This window comes from Erythrobacter sp. RANMB8 (assembly GCF_056848235.1).
The window spans coordinates 342,852-360,875 of the sequence record NZ_JBREHG010000001.1 but is presented as its reverse complement, the minus strand read 5'-3'; the positions used below and the strand labels follow the sequence as shown (position 1 = coordinate 360,875).

Sequence of the window (18,024 nt, the reverse complement as noted above, 5' to 3'; positions counted from 1 at the left end):
TAAAGCTACCGGAAAGTCCAGACAAGAAGGGCCGCCGGATCGCTCCGGCGGCCCCCGTTTGTTATCGTGCGAACCGAAGGGCCGCCATCACATGCGGGCGCGCAGGCTGATCCCGAAGTAACGGTCGGCATCGCGCGGGATCTGGAGCCGCTGCCCCGCCGACACGTTGAGCAGCACGTAGCTTTCATCGGTGATGTTGCGGGCGTGGAAGGTCACGCGATACTTGTCGTCCGGATCGGAGAACCCGATGCTGGCATTCCAGATGCCATAGGGATCGATTGGCCCGGCCTCGCCCAGATCGGAGAACTGCCGGCTGGTGTGGCGGTAATCGGTGTTGAGATAGAGCACCGCCGCATCACCCAGATCGGTCGTGTAATCGCCGCCGATGGTATAGACCAGCTTCGGTGCCAGCGGCAGCTGGGTGCCGTTGATCGCGCTCGGCGCGTTGGTCAGCGGGTTGGGGTTGAACTCCTTGACGCGGGCATCGGCATAGGCCGCGCTGGCGCGCAGGTTCAGCCCGCCGGTCGGCGCAACCACCAGATCGGCTTCGAAGCCTTCGCTCTTGACCGTCCCGGCGTTGGTCAGGTTCGACACCACCGCACCGTTGAGCAGCACGAAGTTGTTGGCCTGAAAGCCCTTGTATTCGACCGAGAAGGCCGAAACGTTGAGCTGCACGCGGCGATCAAGGAACTGCGACTTCACGCCCACTTCGAAGCTGTCCGACAGCTCCTCGTCGATCGGGATCGAATTGGTCGGGGCGGTGTGGTTGAAGAACACGTTGAAGGCCGGGCCCTTGTAGCCACGGGTGTAGCTGCCGTAGAGCATCACGTCTTCGGTCGGCTCGAACTGGAGCACGGCCTTGCCCGAAAGGTTGCCGTTGGTGGTCGCGCCGCGGCTGGTGTTGGTGCCGTTGCCGCCGCTGGCGATGGTGCCGCCGGCGGGGTTGCCCGAAACGCCCGGGCCGGTCGCCGGCAGGCCGGTGGCGGCGTTGACGCCCGGTGCGCGGGTGTGGGTGTATTCCAGATCATCCCAGGTGTAGCGCAGGCCGCCGGTCAGCGAGAGCTGTTCGGTGAAGCGGTAGGTCGCCTGGGTGAACACCGCGAAGTTCTGCGAGGTGACATCGCTGAACGAGGTCGCGGTGGGGAACAGGGTGTTGACCGTGTCGGTCACGTTGCAGGGCCGCGCACCGCTGGGGCCGACCGGCAGGGTCGAGCTGTTGCAGGTGATGTTGCGGCGGGTGAAGACCTGCGTGTTGTTCGACTGCCACGCGAACACGCCCGCCTGATAGAAGAACGGCGCGGTCGGATCGGAGGCGATGCGCGCTTCGAGCGAGACCTGTTCGGTCCGCACCACGCCATCGTCATGCAGCTCGCCCGTGCCGACGATGGCGCGGGGCAGGAAGTCGCCTTCGCGCAGCTCGCGATTGAACCAGTTGCGATAGCCGAGCACGACGCTGAGCGTGTGGGTGTCGCTGAGTTCGAAATCGCCGGTGCCGGTCAGGCTCCACTGTTCGTCTTCGGTGCGGGTGACGAGGTTGTGGTTGATGAAGCGCTGGTCTTCGCCCTGTGCCGGACCGCCGGGCAAGCCGAGTTCGGCATCGAGCACCGCGCCGCGGCTGACGCCGGTCACGTCGGCGCAGCAATCGTCATCGGCCTTGTAGTAATCGGCGATCAGGCGGACCTTGTTGGCGCCGTCATCATAATCCATGATCCCGCGCACGCCGTAACGTTCGTAGCCGTTGACGGTGTTGTTGCGGCCGCCGTTGATGTTGGTGATGTTGCCATCGAAGCTGCCGTAGAAGCCGGTCAGACGGGCCGAGAGGTTTTCCCCGATCGGGCCGGAAAGCGCCGCGCGCAGGCGGTATTCGTCACCTTCGAACCAGTCGACGCTGGCTTCGGCCTGAAAATCGTCGGTCCCGCCCTTGGAAACGATGTTGACCAGACCGGCCGAAGCGTTGCGGCCGAACAGCGTGCCCTGCGGGCCGCGCAGCACTTCGAGGCGCTGGATGTCGACGAGATCCATGAAGGCCTGCCCCGAACGCGACAGCACCACGCCATCGACAACGGTGGACACACTGGGTTCCGCCGCGACCGAGAAGGTGATGGTGCCGACGCCGCGCATCACGATCGCGCTGTTGGCGCTGGTGGTGCCCTTGCGGAAGGTGACCGAGGGGATCACGGTGGAGATGTTTTCGAGGCTGAAGACCACCGCCTGATTCAGCCGGTCGCCCGAAACGGCAGTGATGGCAATCGGCACATCCTGCACATTTTCTTCGACTTTTTGCGCGGTGACGATGATTTCCTCGACCTGCGCCATGGCCGGAGCGGTGTACATCAGCGCGAGCGAACTGGCGGAAACGGCCAGCGCCTTGAGCGCAATACGGGTGGTGGCAGACATCGTGATTTTCTCCCCTGCGATGTGATCGACTCTTGCAGCGGCGTGCTTTTTGGCCGCCCGTCCGGTCGATCTTTCGGCCATCGGGTTGCGCTTTCTGTCCCGATATGTCAAGCGGTGTCAGAGAACGAGAGGCTGGGGGTTGTTGCATAAATGTTGCAGTGTGCTGCACGGGATGAGGGGTTCGACCTGCTGATCGGCGGGCGCGCGATCCTGCGGCAGCGGCCCGAAAATTCCGCGATTTCGGTGGCTTGTGGCGATCCGCAGGTCACGATGGTGCGCGGCAATTTCCGCCTTGCGGATCATCCTGCCCCCGCCGCGCCGCTCGTCCGCGCCCGTCAGGACGCAGGCGGCGCATGGGTGCTGGCGGATGCGGAGGGCCGCGAATCTTGCGTGCTGCGCATCAATCCCGATGCCGGGCGGTTGATCGCCACCGCCGCCGCGCCGTTCGACCGGATCACGCTCGATTTCGCGCTCGGCGGGGATGATGTGCTGTGGGGCGGGGGCGAGCAGATGAGCTACCTTGCGCTCAATGGCCGCACATTCCCGATCTGGACCAGCGAGCCGGGGGTGGGGCGCGAGCCCGGCACGCCGCTGACCGATCAGGCCAGCGCCGATGGCTCCTTCGCGGGCGGGGATTACTGGACCACCAACTATCCCGAACCCACCGTGCTGTGCTCAGCCGGATGGGCGCTCTCCCTCGCCAATGCCGAATATGCCGAACTGGACGCGAGCGTGGCGGGGCGGCTGCGGGTGCATGTCTGGTCGGGCGAGATCACGATCGATCTGTTCGAAGGCGCGCCGGCCGATCTCGTCCGCCAGCTCGGCGCGCGCTTCGGCCCGCGCGCGGCCCTGCCCGAATGGGCGCTGGGCGGGGCGGTAGTGGGCCTCAAGCAGGGCGAGCGCTCGTTCGACCGGCTCGAAGCGCTGATCGACGCTGGCGCGGCAGTCTCCGGCCTGTGGTGCGAAGACTGGGTCGGCATTCGCGAGACCAGCTTCGGCCGCCGCCTGTTCTGGGACTGGCAGTGGAACGCTGCGCGCTACCCCGATCTTCCGGCGCGCATCGCATGCCTGAAGGCGCGGGGCATCCGCTTTCTCGGCTATGTGAACCCCTATCTCGCGGTCGACGGCCCGCTTTATCCCGAGGCTGCCGCGCAGGGCTTCTTCGCCAAGCGCCTCGACAGCGATGCGCCCTATCTGGTCGATTTCGGCGAGTTCGATGCCGGTGTGGTCGATTTCACCAACCCGGCCGCATGCCACTGGTTCGCCGAGGAGGTGATCGGCAAGCGGATGCTCGATTTCGGGCTCGATGGCTGGATGGCGGATTTCGGCGAATATCTCCCCACCGACATGCGCCTGTTCGATGGCGACCCGATGCGCGAGCACAACCGCTGGCCGGTGCGCTGGGCCGAGGTCAACGCCCGTGCGGTCGCCTCAAGGGGGCGGACGGGGGACGTGCTGTGGTTTATGCGCGCCGGGCACACCGGGGTGCAGGCGCATTGCCCGCTGCTGTGGGCGGGCGACCAGTCGGTCGATTTCAGCCGCCATGACGGCATCGGCACGGTGATCACCGCCGCGCTGTCATCGGGCCTCGTCGGCAATGCCTTCAGCCATTCGGATGTCGGCGGCTATACCAGCCTGTTCGGGAATGTGCGCAGCGCGGAGCTGATCCTCAGGTGGTATGAACTCGGCGCCTTCAGCCCGGTGTTCCGCACGCATGAAGGCAACCGCCCGGACGACAATCTCCAGATCGATTCCACGCCGGAACTGGTCGCGGGCTTCGTCCGCTGGAGCCGCGTGCACGCCGGCCTTGCGCCCTATGTGCAGCACCTCGTCGCCGAGGCGCAGGCCACCGGGCTGCCCGCCCAGCGCGCCCTGTTCCTGCACTATCCGCAAGACCGCGAGACCTTCACCATTCAGGACCAGTTCCTTTATGGAGCGGACATGATGGTGGCACCGGTGATCGAGGAAGGCGCAGCCGGGCGGCGCGTCTATCTGCCTGAAGGCACATGGCGGCACATCTGGAGCGGGGCCGATTACGCCCCCGGCTGGCATGACGTGCCCGCGCCGATCGGTCAGCCACCGGTATTCTACCGCCCCGAAAGTGCCTTCGCGGCCCTGTTTGCGGGAGTAGCCCGATGAGCCGCGCCAACATCCGCGATGTCGCCGCCCGTGCGGGCGTGGCGGTGAAAACCGTCAGCCGCGTGCTCAACGGGCACCCTTATGTCTCCGATGCGCTGCGCCAGAAGGTCGAGGCGGCGATGGCCGAACTCGATTACCGCCCCAGCATCGCGGCGCGCATCCTTTCGGGCGCGAAATCGAACCAGATCGCGCTGATCTACGACAATCACAGCCCCTACTACATGTTCCAGATCCAGAAGGGCTGCTGGGAGGTGTGCCACGAAAACGGCATCCGCCTGCTGGCGCAGCCGGTCGATGTGGCGGACTCCCGCGTCGGCGATCAGGTGCGCGGGCTGGTGAGCGAGACGCATGTGGACGGCATTATCCTGTCATCTCCCGTCACCGATTGCGACCCCGTGCTGCGGGCGCTGGAGGGGATGGACGTGCCCTTCGTGCGCATATCGCCGGGGACCAACCACGCGCTGACCTCCAGCGTGTTCATGGACGACGCGCAGGCCGCCGACGACATGACCACCCACCTCATCAACGCCGGACACCGCCGCATCGGCTTCATCAAGGGCCATTCGAACCACATGGCCTCGGACGATCGCCTGTTCGGATACCGCCGTGCGCTCGACCGCGTCGGCATCCCGTTCGAGCCGGGGCTGGTGGTCGATGGCGAATTCGATTTCGACAGCGGCGTTGCGGGGGCCAAGGCGCTGCTCGACCTGCCCGAACGCCCCACCGCGATCTTCGCTTCGAACGATGATATGGCCGCAGGCGTGCTCGCCGTGGCGCATGATCGCGGGATCAATGTGCCCGCCGAATTGTCGGTGGCGGGCTTCGACGATACCACGCTGGCGCGCACCGTCTGGCCGCCGCTGACCACGATCAGCCAGCCGATGGCCGATCTGGCGCGCACCGCCACCCAAATCCTGATTGCAGGCGGGGACATCACCCACAAACGCCTGCCCCATACGCTTGTGGAGCGCGCCTCGGTCGCTCCGCCAAAGAGGAACTGACAATGAGCGAACTGCCCCTGCCTCCCGCCACCCGCACGCTTGGTGCGAGCGGCATTGCCGTATCCCCTATTGCCTGGGGGATGTGGCGGCTGGCCGAGGACGGCCGCACCGTGGCGCAAGCGGCCACGCTGGTGCACGCCGCGCTGGATGCCGGCATCACCTTCCTCGACACCGCCGACATCTACGGCTTTGACGGGGCCAAGGGCTTTGGCGATGCCGAGGCGCTGCTGGGCGAGGTGCTGGCGGGCGAACCTGCCTTGCGCGACCGCATGGTGCTGGCGACCAAGGGCGGCATCCTGCCCCCGCTGCCTTACGACCAGAGCGCGGATTACCTGCGCGCCGCGATCGACGCCTCGCTCACCCGGCTGAAGGTGGACAGCGTCGATCTGTGGCAGATCCACCGCCCCGATATTCTCGCCCACCCGCAAGAGGTCGCCCGCGTGCTTGATGATGCGGTGGCGAGCGGCAAGATCAAGGCGCTGGGGGTGTCGAACTTCACGATCCATCAGACCGCCGCGCTCAACCACTTCCTTGGGCACAAGCTGGTCACCACCCAGCCCGAAATCAGCCCCTTGCGGATCGACTGCTTCGAGAATGGCGAACTGGATCAGGCGATGATGCTGGGGCTCACCCCGCTGGCATGGTCGCCGCTGGGCGGCGGGCGTCTCGCCGCGCCGGAAACCGCGCGGGACAAGGCCGTGGCTGCCGCGCTGGATGCGGTGGCCGAGGCGCAGGGCGTCTCGCGCACGGTGGCGGCCTATAGCTGGCTGATGGCGCACCCGGCGGGGATCATCCCGATCATCGGATCGCAGAATCCTGCGCGCATCGCCGAGGGTGCGGCTGCGCTTTCGGTGCGCTGGACGCGGACCGATTGGTACGCCGTGCTGGTCGCGGCGCGGGGCGTGCCTTTGCCTTGAGCGGACACCGCAGCAGAACACGAGATTTGGACGAGGAACCGGAACAATGACCCAGCAATGCGAAATCGCGTGGTTTTCCGCGCTGTGTGACGACGATTACGAATTCCTCGGCGTCCCCGATCCCTATCTGCAATCCAGCTGGGAGCATTGCCGCAACATCGTGCTGCGGGCCGAAGAGGGCGGGTTCGACAATATCCTGCTGCCTTCGGGCTATCAGCTCGGCGTCGATACCACGATCTTTGCCGCAGCCGTCGCCACGCAGGTCAAGCGCATCAAGCTGCTGTGGGCGACCCGCATGGGTGAAGACTGGCCGCCGCAGCTGGCGCGCCGGATCGCGACGCTCGACCGCATCCTCGGCCCCAATGCTTCCGGCACCGGGGGGCGGCTCAACGTCAACATCATCTCGTCCGACATGCCGGGCGAGAAGATCGAGAGCGGCCCGCGCTATCGCCGCGGCACCGAGATCATGAAGATCGTGCGCACGCTGCTGAACGGCGAGCACCTCGATTTTCAGGGCGAGTTCTACAACCTGAAGCTCGATCCGCCGCGCATCACCACGCTGTCGGGCAAGTGCCCGCCGTTCTATTTCGGCGGCCTCAGCCACGAGGCCCGCGAATGCGCGGCAGAGGCGGCGGACGTTTACCTGATGTGGCCCGACACGATGGACAAGGTGCGCGAGAATATCGCCGACCTCAAGGAACGCGCCGCGAAATATGGCCGCAGCCTCAAGTTCGGCTACCGCGTCCATGTGATCGTGCGCGAGACGGAAGAGGAAGCGCGGCTCTACGCCGACCGTCTGCTCTCCAAACTCGACGACGAGGCAGGCCGGGCGATCCGCGAGAAGAGCCTCGATGCCAAGAATTACGGCGTGCAGCGTCAGCAGGAATTGCGCGGCGCGGCTGATGGTGACGGCTTCGTGGAAGAGAACCTGTGGACCGGCATCGGCCGGGCGCGGTCAGGCTGCGGGGCGGCGATCGTCGGCACGCCGGATCAGGTGCTCGCCAAGCTGCGCGCCTATCAGGCCGAGGGGATCGAGGCCTTCATCCTGTCGGGCTATCCCCATGCGCAGGAAGCCGACCTGTTCGCCCGCCACGTGCTGCCGCATATCCAGCACGGCCCGCTGGTGATGTGAGGCCAATCTCGTCACCCCAGCTTTCGCTGGGGTGACGCCGGAAGGGCACGCCGCGCCCGAATCTGCCCCGTTTAGACCCCCTCTAGGTCCGTTTAGACCCCTTCTAGACCCCCTCTAGCCCCCTTTTGGGGGTGCAGAGCCGATGTTTCACGTGAAACATTCCGTTACTGCACTGCGGCTTTGCGGCTGGCGTTTGCGCAGGTGGTTCAAAAGCCTCTTTTCCGCGTCCGCGCGCCGTGACAAGACGTATGGCAAATCGAAACCGATTTGACAGGAGAGACCCATGAACCTTGAGTTCACCCCCGAAGAACAGGCCTTCCGCGAGGAAGTGCGCAGCTTCATAGCCGAGAACTATCCCAAGCATCTCGCCGATTTCGGCATGCGCGAGGATATGGAGCGCGAGGATTTTCTCGCCTGGCACAAGATTCTCGGCAAGAAGGGCTGGTCGGTCCCCGCGTGGCCGGTGGAGTATGGCGGCACCGGCTGGACCCCGACCCAGCGCTACATCTGGTCGGAAGAAAACGCCCGCGCCAGCACTGTGATGCCGCTGCCCTTCGGCGTGTCGATGGTCGGACCCGTGATCTACACCTTCGGCAACGAAGAGCAGAAGGCCCGCCACCTGCCCGGCATCCGCAGCGGCGAAGTGTGGTGGTGTCAGGGCTATTCGGAACCGGGCGCGGGCTCTGACCTTGCCAACCTCAAGACCACCGCAGTGCGTGATGGCGACCATTACGTGATCAACGGCCAGAAGACCTGGACGACGCTCGCCCAGCACGCCGACTGGGGCTTTTTTCTGTGCCGCACCGATCCCACCGCCAAGGCGCAGGAAGGCATCAGCTTCATCCTCGTCGACATGAAGACGCCCGGTGTGGAAGTGAAGCCGATCAAGCTGCTCGACGGCGGATACGAGGTCAACGAAACCTGGCTGACCGACGTGCGCGTGCCGGTCGAAAATCTCGTGGGTCAGGAAAACAAGGGCTGGACCTACGCCAAGTTCCTGCTCGCCCACGAACGCAGCGGGATTGCCGGCGTGGCGCGCAGCAAGCGCGGCATTGAAAAGCTGCGTGAAATCGCCGCGAACGAGACCGCCTATGGCGAACCGCTGATCAAGGATTTCGACTTCGCCAAGAAGGTCAGCCAGCTCGAAATCGATCTCGCCGCGCTGGAAATCACCGAACTGCGCACGCTTGCGGGCGAGCAGGCGGGCAAGGGACCGGGGCCGGAAAGCTCGATCCTCAAGATCAAGGGCACCGAAATCCAGCAGCGCCTCACGGAGCTGACGCTGGAAGCGGTCGGCACCTATGGCGCGCCCTTCATGGGCGGGGTTTCGAACGACAATTCGAACGAACATCCGGTCGGCCCCGACTATGCCCAGCATGCCGCGGCGACCTATTTCAACATGCGCAAGACCAGCATCTATGGCGGATCGAACGAGATCCAGCGCAACATCATCACCAAGATGATCCTCGGTCTTTAAGACTCGGGACGGGAGAGATTACGTGGATTTCAACTTCACCGAAGAACAGGACATGGTGCGCGACGGCCTCTCGCGCCTCGTTCGTGAGCAGTATGACTGGGAAACCCGGCGCAAGGCGATTGCTTCGGCAGCCGGCTGGCGTCCGGAAGTGTGGGCGCAGCTCGCTGAACTCGGCATCCTCGGCATGCCCTTCTCCGAAGCCGATGGCGGTTTCGGCGGCGGCGCGGTCGATGCGATGGTGATCTGCCAAGAGTTCGGCAAGGGTCTGGTGGTCGAACCTTTCGTCCCCACCGTGGTCTGCGCGGGCGGCTTCCTGAAGCACGGCGGCACCGCGGCGCAGAAGGAAGAGCATATCGGCGGGATCGTTTCAGGGACTGCGGTGTTCGCCTTTGCCTATGCCGAACCGCGCGGGCGCTATGACTATGCCGACCTTGAAACCACCGCGAAAAAGGACGGCGCGGGCTATGTCCTCAATGGCCACAAGGCGGTCGTGATCGGTGCGCCCTGGGCCAGCCACCTGATCGTCACCGCCCGCACCGGCGGCGAGCGGCGGGATCGCAGCGGCGTGTCGGTCTTCGTGCTCGCCAAGGACACCGCAGGCGTCACCACCCGCGACTATGTGACTGTCGATGGCCGCCGCGCCTCGGAAGTCTATTTCGAGAACGTCGCGCTCCCCGCCGAAGCCCTGATCGGGGCCGAGGGCGAGGGGCTGGCGCTGATCGAGCTGGTCACCGACGAAGCCATCGCCGCGCTGTGTGCAGAGGCATGCGGTGCGATGAAGGTCGCGCACGCGATGACGGTCGAATACAGCCGCCAGCGCAAGCAGTTCGGCGTGCCGATCGGCAGCTTCCAGGTGCTCCAGCACCGCATGGTCGACATGTACACCGCCTACGAACAGGCGCTGTCGCTGACCTATCTTGCCACGCTGCGCCTTGGCTCTGACGAGGTGGAGCGCAAGAAGGCGGTTTCCGCCGCCAAGGTCGGCGTCGGGCAGGCGGCCCGCCTGATCGGGCAGGAAGCGGTGCAGATCCACGGCGGCAACGGCGTGACCGACGAATATGCCATCGGTCACTATTTCAAGCGGCTGACGATCTTCGATTCGGAATTCGGCAATGTCGATCACCACCTGAAGCGCCACGTCGCGCTGTCATGATACGGCGGCTCGCCCGGCGCAGTGCCGGGCGAGCCCCCTTGCTGCTGCGGCGTGATAGTGTGACCCTTTCGCAACATAAGCGCAGCCAATTCCGCGAAGATTGAATTTTTATTGCACCTTTCTGACGCTGGCGCGTTTTATTGCGCAACGCAGCATAAACCAGAAAAGGTGGTCACCATGCGACTTCGCGCTCTTCTCCTTGCCAGCCTCGTCATGCCCGCAACTCCGGCCTTCGCGCAGGATGCGGAAACCTCGGTAGAGGAAACCGGCCAGGCGATCATCGTCACCGGCTCGCGCCGTGCCGACCGAACGGTGGGCGACAGCACCGTGCCGATCGACGTCATCGGTGCCGAGCAGATCAACAACACCGGCTTCACCGAAACCGCGCGCGTGCTGCGCGATCTGGTGCCGAGCCTCAACTTCCCGCAGCCGTCGATCACCGATGGCACCGACGTGATCCGCCCCGCGACCCTGCGCGGCCTCGGCGCGGACCAGACGCTGGTGCTGATCAACGGCAAGCGCCGCCATGCCTCGGCGCTGCTCAACATCAACGGCTCGGTCGGTCGCGGCACGCAGGCGGTCGACATCAACTTCATCCCCGCCTCGGCGATCGGCCAGATCGAAGTCCTGCGCGATGGCGCGGCGGCGCAATATGGTTCGGATGCGATCGCGGGGGTGATCAACTTCCAGCTCAACAATGCCAGCGAGGGCGCACGCTTTTCGGCCACCTACGGCGGCTATGTCACCGCGATTGACGGGGTGAACGAGATCGACGGGCTGGTGATCGGTGCCAACGGCCAGCCGACCCTTGCCGCCGATGGCACGCTGGCGGTCAACGACACGGGCAAGAAACTGAAGGTCAGCGATGGCGGCGTGCTGACGCTGTCGTCGAATTTCGGCCTGCCGCTCGGCGATGGCGGGTTCATCAACCTCACCGCCGAATATCGCGACCGCGACGATACCAACCGCACCGGCTATGACCGGCGCACGCAATACAACATTGTCGGCGGCCTGCGCGACGCGCGCGAGGCGACCTTCGACCGCCGCTCGCACCGCTATGGCGATGCGCGCACGGAGGATTTCTCGCTGTTCGCCAACGTCGGCATCCCGCTGGACGATCAGGTCGATTTCTACGCCTTCGGCGGCTATGGCGAGCGGCGCGGCAATTCGGCGGGCTTCTATCGCATCGCGTCTGACGCCCGCAACGTGCTGGCGATCTATCCTGACGGCTTCCTGCCGCAGATCTCGTCACTGTCGGAAGACTGGGCGATCACCGGCGGCATCCGCGGCGAGCTGGGCGGCTGGGATTTCGACATTTCGTCGCAATACGGCCAGAACAGCATCGATTACCGCGTCGTCAATTCGCTCAACGCTTCGCTCGGCGCGGCCAGCCCGACCGAGTTCGAGGCGGGCGGGCTGACCTATACCCAGTGGGTCAACAATTTCGATGTCAGCCGCGATCTTGACGGCCTGTTCGATCGCACCACGCTGGCCTTCGGCCTCGAATACCGGCGCGAGACCTTCCAGGTCAGCCCGGGCGAGCCGGACAGCTTCCGCTTCGGCGGCGTGCGTGTGAACCAGAACAACCCGCTCAACACCAGCACCGCGGGCGCCGCGCCCGGATCGCAGGTGTTCCCCGGCTTCCAGCCGACCATCGGCGGGGTTTCGGTCGTCGGCGTGAATGCGCGCGAGAACTTCTCGGCCTATGTCGAGCTCGATATCGACGTGATCGAACGCTGGAATGTCCAGCTGGCCGGTCGTTTCGAGGATTATTCCGACTTCGGCAGCGACCTTAACGGCAAGATCGCCACCCGTTTCGAACTGGCCGACTGGCTGGCGCTGCGCGGTGCGGTGTCGACCGGTTTCCGCGCACCGGGCGTGGCCCAGCAGTTCTTCGCTGCCGCCGCGACCAACAACGTCGCGGGCGTGCTGGTGGATGCGGTGACGCTGCCGGTGGGCAACCCGGTGGCACAGGCGCTCGGCTCCTCGCCGCTCAAGCCCGAAACCGCGGTCAACTGGTCGGTCGGCGCGGTGTTCAACCCCGTTCCGCGCCTCAACGTGACGGTGGACTGGTTCCAGGTCGATATCGATGACCGAATCGTGCTGACCGAGAACCTCACCGCCTCGCGCGATGCCAACGGCAACCCCAGCGGCAATGCCACCCAGCGGGCGATTGCCCAGATCCTAAACGATGCCGGGTTCAACACCATTTCGGCAGCGCGGTTCTTCATCAACGGGATCGACACCCGCACCCGCGGGATCGACGCGATTGCCACCTACGGCATGGATGTCGGCAGCTCGGGCAAGCTGAACCTCACCGCGGGCTACAACTGGACGCAGAACCGCATCACCGGTCGCAACGATGTGCCCGGCGCGCTTAACCAGGTGCCGGGGATCAACCTGTTCGGGCGGCTCGAATCGCTGCGGATCGAAAAGGGGCAGCCGCGCGACCGCGTGAACCTCGGCCTCGATTACTCGCAGGACTGGGCCGAACTGACGCTGCGCGCCAACCGCTTTGGCCGCGTGCTGGCACCGGGCAACGATCTGTTCACTGACCTGCCGATCGCGCCCGCATGGGTGATCGACGCCGAAGTGCGGGTGAAGCCGCTCGACGGGCTGGAACTGGCCGTGGGTTCGAACAACCTGTTCGACAAGTATCCGACCGCCAACCCGACCGGGATCACCACCGATCCGGCGACCGGAAATCCCCGCACCAACTCGGCGAACAACTACTTCCTGCCGTTCTCCAGCTTCTCGCCCTTCGGGTTCAACGGCCGGTTCCTCTATGCACGGGTAAGCTACGCTTTCTGATCGTGCCGCCAATCTGAAAGGGGCGCGTCCGCCGGTTGTGACCGGTTGGCGCGCCCTTTTTGATTCTCAACCGAGGTCGGCGAGCAGGAACGAGGCGGCGACCCCCAGCATCACCAGCGCAAAGGCCCGGCGGGTCACGCGGGTGCGCGCCGGGTCCGAAAGCCAGGCGTGGGCCTTGCTCCCCGCAAGCACGATGGCGAGGTGGATGATCGTCGCGATCACCGTGCTGACCAGCGCCAAGAGCACGGCATTGGCAAGGGTGAGCGCAGCCGTGCCGAGGAACTGCGGCACCACCACCACAAAGAAGATATAGGCCTTGGGGTTGAGCAGGTTGATCAGCGCGCCGGTATAGAACGGACGCTGTGCGCTGCTGGCCGATGCCCTCGCGGCAAACACCGGCTGCCCGGCGGACCGCCATGTCTCCACCGCCAGAAACACCATCATCGCCGCGCCAGCCAGCCTGAGGCCGGTCAGCAGCCCCGGCATGGTCTGGAGCAGCGTCGCCAGCCCCAGCGCGGCGAACACCCCGTTCAGCAGCAGGCCAATCGCCACCCCTGCCGTCGCCGCCATGCCGGCGCGGCGGCCTTCGACAGCTGCCAGCCCCGCCAGCCACGCCATGTTCGGGCCGGGGGTGAGTTCGATCAGCAGGACGGCAAGGGCAAAGCCGAGAATGTCCACCCGGTCACCTGCGCCCGAGCAGGCGGCGGATGCTTTCGTGGCTGCCGTCGTCCGGCTCTACCGCGGCGACCGATCGTTCCAGCGCGGCGCGGATTTCCTCGATCTCGCGGTCGGTGAGATGTTCGATCCCGACGAATTCGTTGCGCGCGTCCTGTGCGGCGCGGATCAGCTCGTCGAGCTTGGCCTGCATCGCTGCCGCATCGCGGTTCTGGGAGTTCTGGATCAGGAACACCATCAGGAAGGTGGCGATGGTGGTGCCGGTGTTGACCACCAGCTGCCAGGTGTCCGACCAGCCGAACAGCGGGCCGCTCAACCCCCAGCCGGCAATGATCAGCACCGCGAGGATAAAGGCCTTGGGCTGCCCCGCTGCCAGAGCCGTGCGCGAGGCGACGAGGGTGAAGATGCGGTCCATGCGGTCACTCCGGTGACATGTGATGCGCCCAGCATGGCACCTTGCGGGCCGCCGATCCACCGCTCCGGACGCGGTTTCGGGTATGACCGGTTTTTGTCCATGTTGATAAGTTGCGGTCGCATTTGTCACCTGACTGACACAAAACAGACATAGTGGCCCCGCCGAGCCCGCGCATCTTCGCGGGCGCTGGTCAAAGGCCGCATCAATGCCGCATGCAATCCGCCACCTGTCTGTCAGCCTTGTCGCCATCGTTGCCGCAACAGGGCTTCATGCCCCTGTTGCCGCGCAATCGGCAGGTGAGGATCAGGCGAGCACCATCGCCGATCTGCAACGCCAGATCGACGAACTGAAGGCGGTGGTCGAAGCGCTGAAGGCAGCGCAACCCGCGCCGGCCGCTCCGGCGGTGGTGGCGATGCCCCAGCCGCAGCAGGCACCGCCAGTCGCGCCCGCAGTGGCCACAGGGCCGCAGCCGGTGGCGCTGGCGCAGGCCGATACCGCGCCGCCCGCACCAGCTGCGCCGCCCAAGCGCAAGGCATGGTACGACAAGCTGTCGCTGCGCGGGTACACCCAGATGCGGATGAACCACATCGTCAACGGCGATGCCACCGCGCCCGCCGGCATTTCACGCCTGCGCACCATCGGCGACGGCGATGTGCGCGCCGACAACGGGGTCAGCTTCCGGCGGCTGCGTCTGGTGCTTCAGGGCGACCTGAACGACTATGTCTCGGTCTATTTCCAGCCCGATTTTGCCGCTTCGGTGTCCAACCAGTCGGTCGGCGAGCGGCGCGAGGGCACGGCTTCGCTGCGCGACATGTATGCCGATGTCTTCCCCACCGGCGACAAGAGCTTCCGCATCCGGCTGGGGCAATCCAAGGTGCCGTTCGGCTGGGAGAACCTGCAATCATCGTCCAACCGTCTGGCGCTGGACCGTACCGATGCCATCAACTCCGCCGCCTCGGGCGAGCGTGATATGGGCGTCGTCGCCTATTACACCCCGGCGCGGGTGCAGACGATCTGGGACCGCCTTTCGGCTGACGGGCAGAAGCTGTTCGGCAGTTACGGTGCTGTCGGGCTGGGCGTGTTCAACGGACAAGGCCTCAACCGGACCGAGACCAACGACAACCTGATGCTGGTGGGCATGGTGACTTCGCCCTTCGAACTCGACGGGTTGGGCCTGGACGGGCAGGTGTTCGAAATCGGCGGGTCGGTGATGCGCAACCGCATCAACCCCGAAGTGCGCACCGGCGGCGTCAGCCCGATCAGCTACAAGGACAACCGCGTGGGCGTGCACGCCGTGCTCTATCCGCAGCCCATCGGCGTTCAGGCCGAATGGAACTGGGGCACCGGGCCGGAATTCGATCCCGCCACGGGCCGCATCGAGGAACGCCCGCTCAACGGCGGCTATGTCCAGCTGATGGGCCGCGTCAAGGAATCCCCGCTCGGCCCGTTCTATCCCTTTGCCCGCTGGCAGTATTATCGCGGCGGCTTCAAGGCGGCGGTCAATGCCCCGCGGCTTGAGACCGAGGAGCTGGAACTCGGCTTCGAATTCCTGCCGACCCCCGCGCTGGAACTGACCGCGACCTACGGCTTTGCCTCGCGCAAGGAAGCCGACGAGCGCCGCTTCGGGCAGGCCGAAGGGCAGATCCTGCGCCTTCAGGCCCAGTGGAATTACTGATCCGCGTCAGCCGCGGCCCTTGGGTTTGGGTTTCGGCTTGCCCTTGACGAACGGCTTGGGCTTGGCGCCGGCATAGGGCTTGGCGCTGGCCTGCGGCTTTGGCTTGAAGGGGCGCTGCGGGGCAGGGCCATCATTGGGCTTGCCGCGCCGGGCGTTCTCGCGTGCGGCCATGCGCGGCGGTTCCTGCGAATGTTCGATGGCGATGTAGCCGCCGTTTTCCTCGCTGCCCGCTGTCGCCGCGACCGCTTCGGCGAACTTGCCCGCGATGGTGCGGGGGATCTGGAAATAGGTTTCGGCATGGGCGATCCGGATCGCGCCGATTTCATTGCGGGTGATATGCCCGCGGCGGCAGATCAGCGGCATGATCCAGCGCGGATCGGCGTTCTGGCGGCGGCCGATATCCATCCGGAACCACACCGTATCCTCGAACCCTTCGCGGTGACGCGCCTTGTGCGCCTCGCGCTGGGCCTCGTGGCTTTGCGCCAGCAGCTCTTCAGGCTCGGGCATCGCGGCGCGGTGCGCCTGCACCAGCATCGCGGCGATGTCCTGCGGGGAGCGGGTTTCGAGCAGCTTGTCGGCCAGCTCGCGGTCGGCATCGGTCACCTCGACCGGCTGCATCAGCTTGTCGAGCAGGCGCACCTTGTCCTGCGCGATAATGTCTTCGCGGCCCGGGGCGTTGATCCACTCGGCGTTGATCCGGGCGTGGCGCAGCATCGATTCCACCCGTTTGCGGCGCGGGAAGGGGACGATGATCGCGGCGATCCCCTTCTTGCCCGCACGGCCCGTGCGGCCCGAACGGTGCTGGAGCGTTTCGGCATCGCGGGGGATTTCGACGTGGATCACCAGGCTCAGCGAAGGCAGGTCGATCCCGCGTGCGGCCACATCGGTCGCCACGCAAACGCGGGCGCGGCGGTCGCGCAGGGCCTGCAACGCCTGATTGCGTTCCGACTGCGAATGCTCGCCGGAAAGCGCCACGACGCCGAACCCGCGCTCCTGCAAGGTCGCGTGCAGGTGGCGGACATTGTCGCGGGTGGCGCAGAACAGGATCGCGGTTTCCGCTTCGTGGAAGCGCAGCAGATTGACCACCGCGTTCTCGATTTCCGAAGGCGAGACGGTGACCGCCTGATAGGCAATATCGCCGTGGCCGCGTTCGGTGCCGCCGGTTTCGATCCGCAGCGAATCGCGCTGATAGCGGCGGGCCAGCGCCTCGATCGGGCGCGGCATGGTGGCCGAGAACATCAGCACGCGGCGGTTGTCGGGCGTTGCGTCGAGGATTTCCTCCAGCTCTTCGCGGAAGCCCATGTCGAGCATCTCGTCGGCTTCATCAAGCACCACCACCGCGAGCGCCGACAGGTCGAGCGCGCCGCGTTCAAGGTGGTCGCGCAAGCGGCCGGGCGTGCCGACCACGATGGTCGCACCGCCCGCCAGCGTGCGGCGTTCAGCCTGCGGGTTCATGCCGCCGACACAGGTGGCGATGCGCGCTCCGGCGGATTTGTAGAGCCAGTCCAGCTCGCGCGCGACTTGCAGCGCCAGTTCGCGGGTCGGGGCGATCACCAACGCCAGCGGTGCGCCGGGGCGCGGCACGCGGCCATCTTCGGCGAGCACCTGATCGGCAAAGGCGAGGCCGAAAGCGACCGTCTTGCCCGAACCGGTCTGCGCCGAGACGACCAGATCGCGCCCTTGCGCCTCAGGCTCCAGCACGGCGGCCTGCACCGGGGTCAGCGCGTCATAGCCGCGTGCGGTCAGGGCCTCGGCGAGGCCAGCGGGAAGATCGGGAAATGGCATGGGGAGAAGGCTTTCAGGCAGGTGCGCCGGCCACAGCGGGCGGGCGGGGAAACGGGGAACGGCGGGGCGCGGAGCAGGCAACAAGCCCGTTCGCACAGCGCGTCATCCGGCGCCCCATACACACTTTGCCGGTGTTTGGCTTGCGATTAAATCGGGTGGCCTTGCGCCATAGCTATTCAGGCGGCGCGGCGGCGAGCAGGTCCATCAGATTGCGCGCGGCCTCGCGGTCGTCCTCTTGCTCGAAGGCGACATCCAGATCGGGGGCATCGCCCAGCACCAGCAGCAGCGTCCACAGCGCAAAGCGCGGGCCGCGGTCCTGCGTCATGCCGAAATCGACCCGCATCCGCTCGATCCCGGCAGGCAGGGCGGCAGGCGCGATGCCTTCAAGCTCGCGGGTTCCGAAATAGCGTTGCAGAAGGTCGGCCATGTCCATGGCGCAGGCCTAGC

13 protein-coding genes are annotated in these 18,024 nt (G+C 65.9%); 8 read left to right on the top strand and 5 right to left on the bottom strand.

Annotated features, from left to right (window positions below; translation table 11 throughout):
- Positions 1–87: 87 nt before the first annotated feature.
- Positions 88–2,397: a TonB-dependent receptor gene (locus ACU0AG_RS01610; protein ID WP_482780782.1), complete on the bottom strand. Its 2,310-nt coding sequence runs from the start codon at positions 2,395–2,397 to the stop codon at positions 88–90.
- Positions 2,398–2,547: 150 nt separating this feature from the next.
- Here ACU0AG_RS01610 and ACU0AG_RS01605 point away from each other — a divergent pair, with 150 nt between their 5' ends.
- From ACU0AG_RS01605 to ACU0AG_RS01575, 7 genes are all read left to right on the top strand, one after another.
- Positions 2,548–4,536 carry an alpha-glucosidase gene (locus ACU0AG_RS01605; RefSeq protein ID WP_482780508.1) on the top strand — a complete coding sequence of 663 codons (1,989 nt, stop codon included), beginning with the start codon at positions 2,548–2,550 and terminating at the stop codon, positions 4,534–4,536.
- Positions 4,533–5,537 carry a LacI family DNA-binding transcriptional regulator gene (locus ACU0AG_RS01600; RefSeq protein ID WP_482780507.1) on the top strand — a complete coding sequence of 335 codons (1,005 nt, stop codon included), beginning with the start codon at positions 4,533–4,535 and terminating at the stop codon, positions 5,535–5,537. The genes ACU0AG_RS01605 and ACU0AG_RS01600 overlap by 4 nt, the downstream gene beginning before the upstream one ends.
- Positions 5,538–5,539: 2 nt before the next feature.
- A complete protein-coding gene (locus ACU0AG_RS01595) occupies positions 5,540–6,454 on the top strand; it encodes an aldo/keto reductase (RefSeq protein ID WP_482780506.1) in 915 nt (304 codons plus the stop codon).
- A gap of 46 nt (positions 6,455–6,500) precedes the next feature.
- Positions 6,501–7,586 (top strand): LLM class flavin-dependent oxidoreductase, encoded by a 1,086-nt coding sequence (locus ACU0AG_RS01590; RefSeq protein WP_482780505.1) that lies wholly within the window; start codon positions 6,501–6,503, stop codon positions 7,584–7,586.
- Positions 7,587–7,869: 283 nt separating this feature from the next.
- Entirely contained in the window at positions 7,870–9,063 is a 1,194-nt protein-coding gene (locus tag ACU0AG_RS01585) for an acyl-CoA dehydrogenase family protein (protein WP_482780504.1), read from the top strand.
- Between the two features lie 22 nt (positions 9,064–9,085).
- Positions 9,086–10,216 carry an acyl-CoA dehydrogenase family protein gene (locus ACU0AG_RS01580; protein ID WP_482780503.1) on the top strand — a complete coding sequence of 377 codons (1,131 nt, stop codon included), beginning with the start codon at positions 9,086–9,088 and terminating at the stop codon, positions 10,214–10,216.
- 177 nt (positions 10,217–10,393) lie between these two features.
- Complete coding sequence (locus ACU0AG_RS01575; protein ID WP_482780502.1) at positions 10,394–13,027, top strand: TonB-dependent receptor plug domain-containing protein; 2,634 nt, start codon at positions 10,394–10,396, stop codon at positions 13,025–13,027.
- Between the two features lie 66 nt (positions 13,028–13,093).
- Here ACU0AG_RS01575 and ACU0AG_RS01570 read toward each other — a convergent pair whose 3' ends face one another.
- Both ACU0AG_RS01570 and ACU0AG_RS01565 read right to left on the bottom strand, forming a co-directional pair.
- On the bottom strand, positions 13,094–13,705 hold the full coding sequence (locus ACU0AG_RS01570) for a LysE family translocator (RefSeq protein ID WP_482780501.1): 612 nt from the start codon (positions 13,703–13,705) through the stop codon (positions 13,094–13,096).
- A 4-nt stretch (positions 13,706–13,709) separates the two neighbouring features.
- Positions 13,710–14,117, bottom strand: coding sequence for a low affinity iron permease family protein (locus ACU0AG_RS01565; protein ID WP_482780500.1), 408 nt, complete (start codon positions 14,115–14,117; stop codon positions 13,710–13,712).
- Between the two features lie 205 nt (positions 14,118–14,322).
- Between ACU0AG_RS01565 and ACU0AG_RS01560 the strand changes: the two genes are divergently transcribed.
- The gene (locus ACU0AG_RS01560) at positions 14,323–15,792 is read left to right on the top strand and encodes a porin (RefSeq protein ID WP_482780499.1); all 1,470 of its coding nucleotides are present in this window, start codon (positions 14,323–14,325) and stop codon (positions 15,790–15,792) included.
- Between the two features lie 6 nt (positions 15,793–15,798).
- On the opposite strand, the gene ACU0AG_RS01555 is transcribed toward ACU0AG_RS01560, so the two are convergent.
- Together ACU0AG_RS01555 and ACU0AG_RS01550 are read right to left on the bottom strand one after the other, a co-directional pair.
- Positions 15,799–17,577, bottom strand: coding sequence for a DEAD/DEAH box helicase (locus ACU0AG_RS01555; protein ID WP_482780498.1), 1,779 nt, complete (start codon positions 17,575–17,577; stop codon positions 15,799–15,801).
- A gap of 172 nt (positions 17,578–17,749) precedes the next feature.
- On the bottom strand, positions 17,750–18,010 hold the full coding sequence (locus tag ACU0AG_RS01550; protein WP_482780497.1) for a hypothetical protein: 261 nt from the start codon (positions 18,008–18,010) through the stop codon (positions 17,750–17,752).
- Positions 18,011–18,024 lie beyond the last annotated feature (14 nt).

What these genes read in the sequence shown, in the direction of transcription:
- ACU0AG_RS01610 (WP_482780782.1), bottom strand. Translation starts at nt 2,397, where the DNA reads ATGTCTGCCACCACCCGTATTGCGCTCAAGGCGCTGGCCGTTTCCGCC.
- ACU0AG_RS01605 (WP_482780508.1), top strand. Translation starts at nt 2,548, where the DNA reads ATGTTGCAGTGTGCTGCACGGGATGAGGGGTTCGACCTGCTGATCGGC.
- ACU0AG_RS01600 (WP_482780507.1), top strand. Translation starts at nt 4,533, where the DNA reads ATGAGCCGCGCCAACATCCGCGATGTCGCCGCCCGTGCGGGCGTGGCG.
- ACU0AG_RS01595 (WP_482780506.1), top strand. Translation starts at nt 5,540, where the DNA reads ATGAGCGAACTGCCCCTGCCTCCCGCCACCCGCACGCTTGGTGCGAGC.
- ACU0AG_RS01590 (WP_482780505.1), top strand. Translation starts at nt 6,501, where the DNA reads ATGACCCAGCAATGCGAAATCGCGTGGTTTTCCGCGCTGTGTGACGAC.
- ACU0AG_RS01585 (WP_482780504.1), top strand. Translation starts at nt 7,870, where the DNA reads ATGAACCTTGAGTTCACCCCCGAAGAACAGGCCTTCCGCGAGGAAGTG.
- ACU0AG_RS01575 (WP_482780502.1), top strand. Translation starts at nt 10,394, where the DNA reads ATGCGACTTCGCGCTCTTCTCCTTGCCAGCCTCGTCATGCCCGCAACT.
- ACU0AG_RS01565 (WP_482780500.1), bottom strand. Translation starts at nt 14,117, where the DNA reads ATGGACCGCATCTTCACCCTCGTCGCCTCGCGCACGGCTCTGGCAGCG.
- ACU0AG_RS01560 (WP_482780499.1), top strand. Translation starts at nt 14,323, where the DNA reads ATGCCGCATGCAATCCGCCACCTGTCTGTCAGCCTTGTCGCCATCGTT.
- ACU0AG_RS01555 (WP_482780498.1), bottom strand. Translation starts at nt 17,577, where the DNA reads ATGCCATTTCCCGATCTTCCCGCTGGCCTCGCCGAGGCCCTGACCGCA.
- ACU0AG_RS01550 (WP_482780497.1), bottom strand. Translation starts at nt 18,010, where the DNA reads ATGGACATGGCCGACCTTCTGCAACGCTATTTCGGAACCCGCGAGCTT.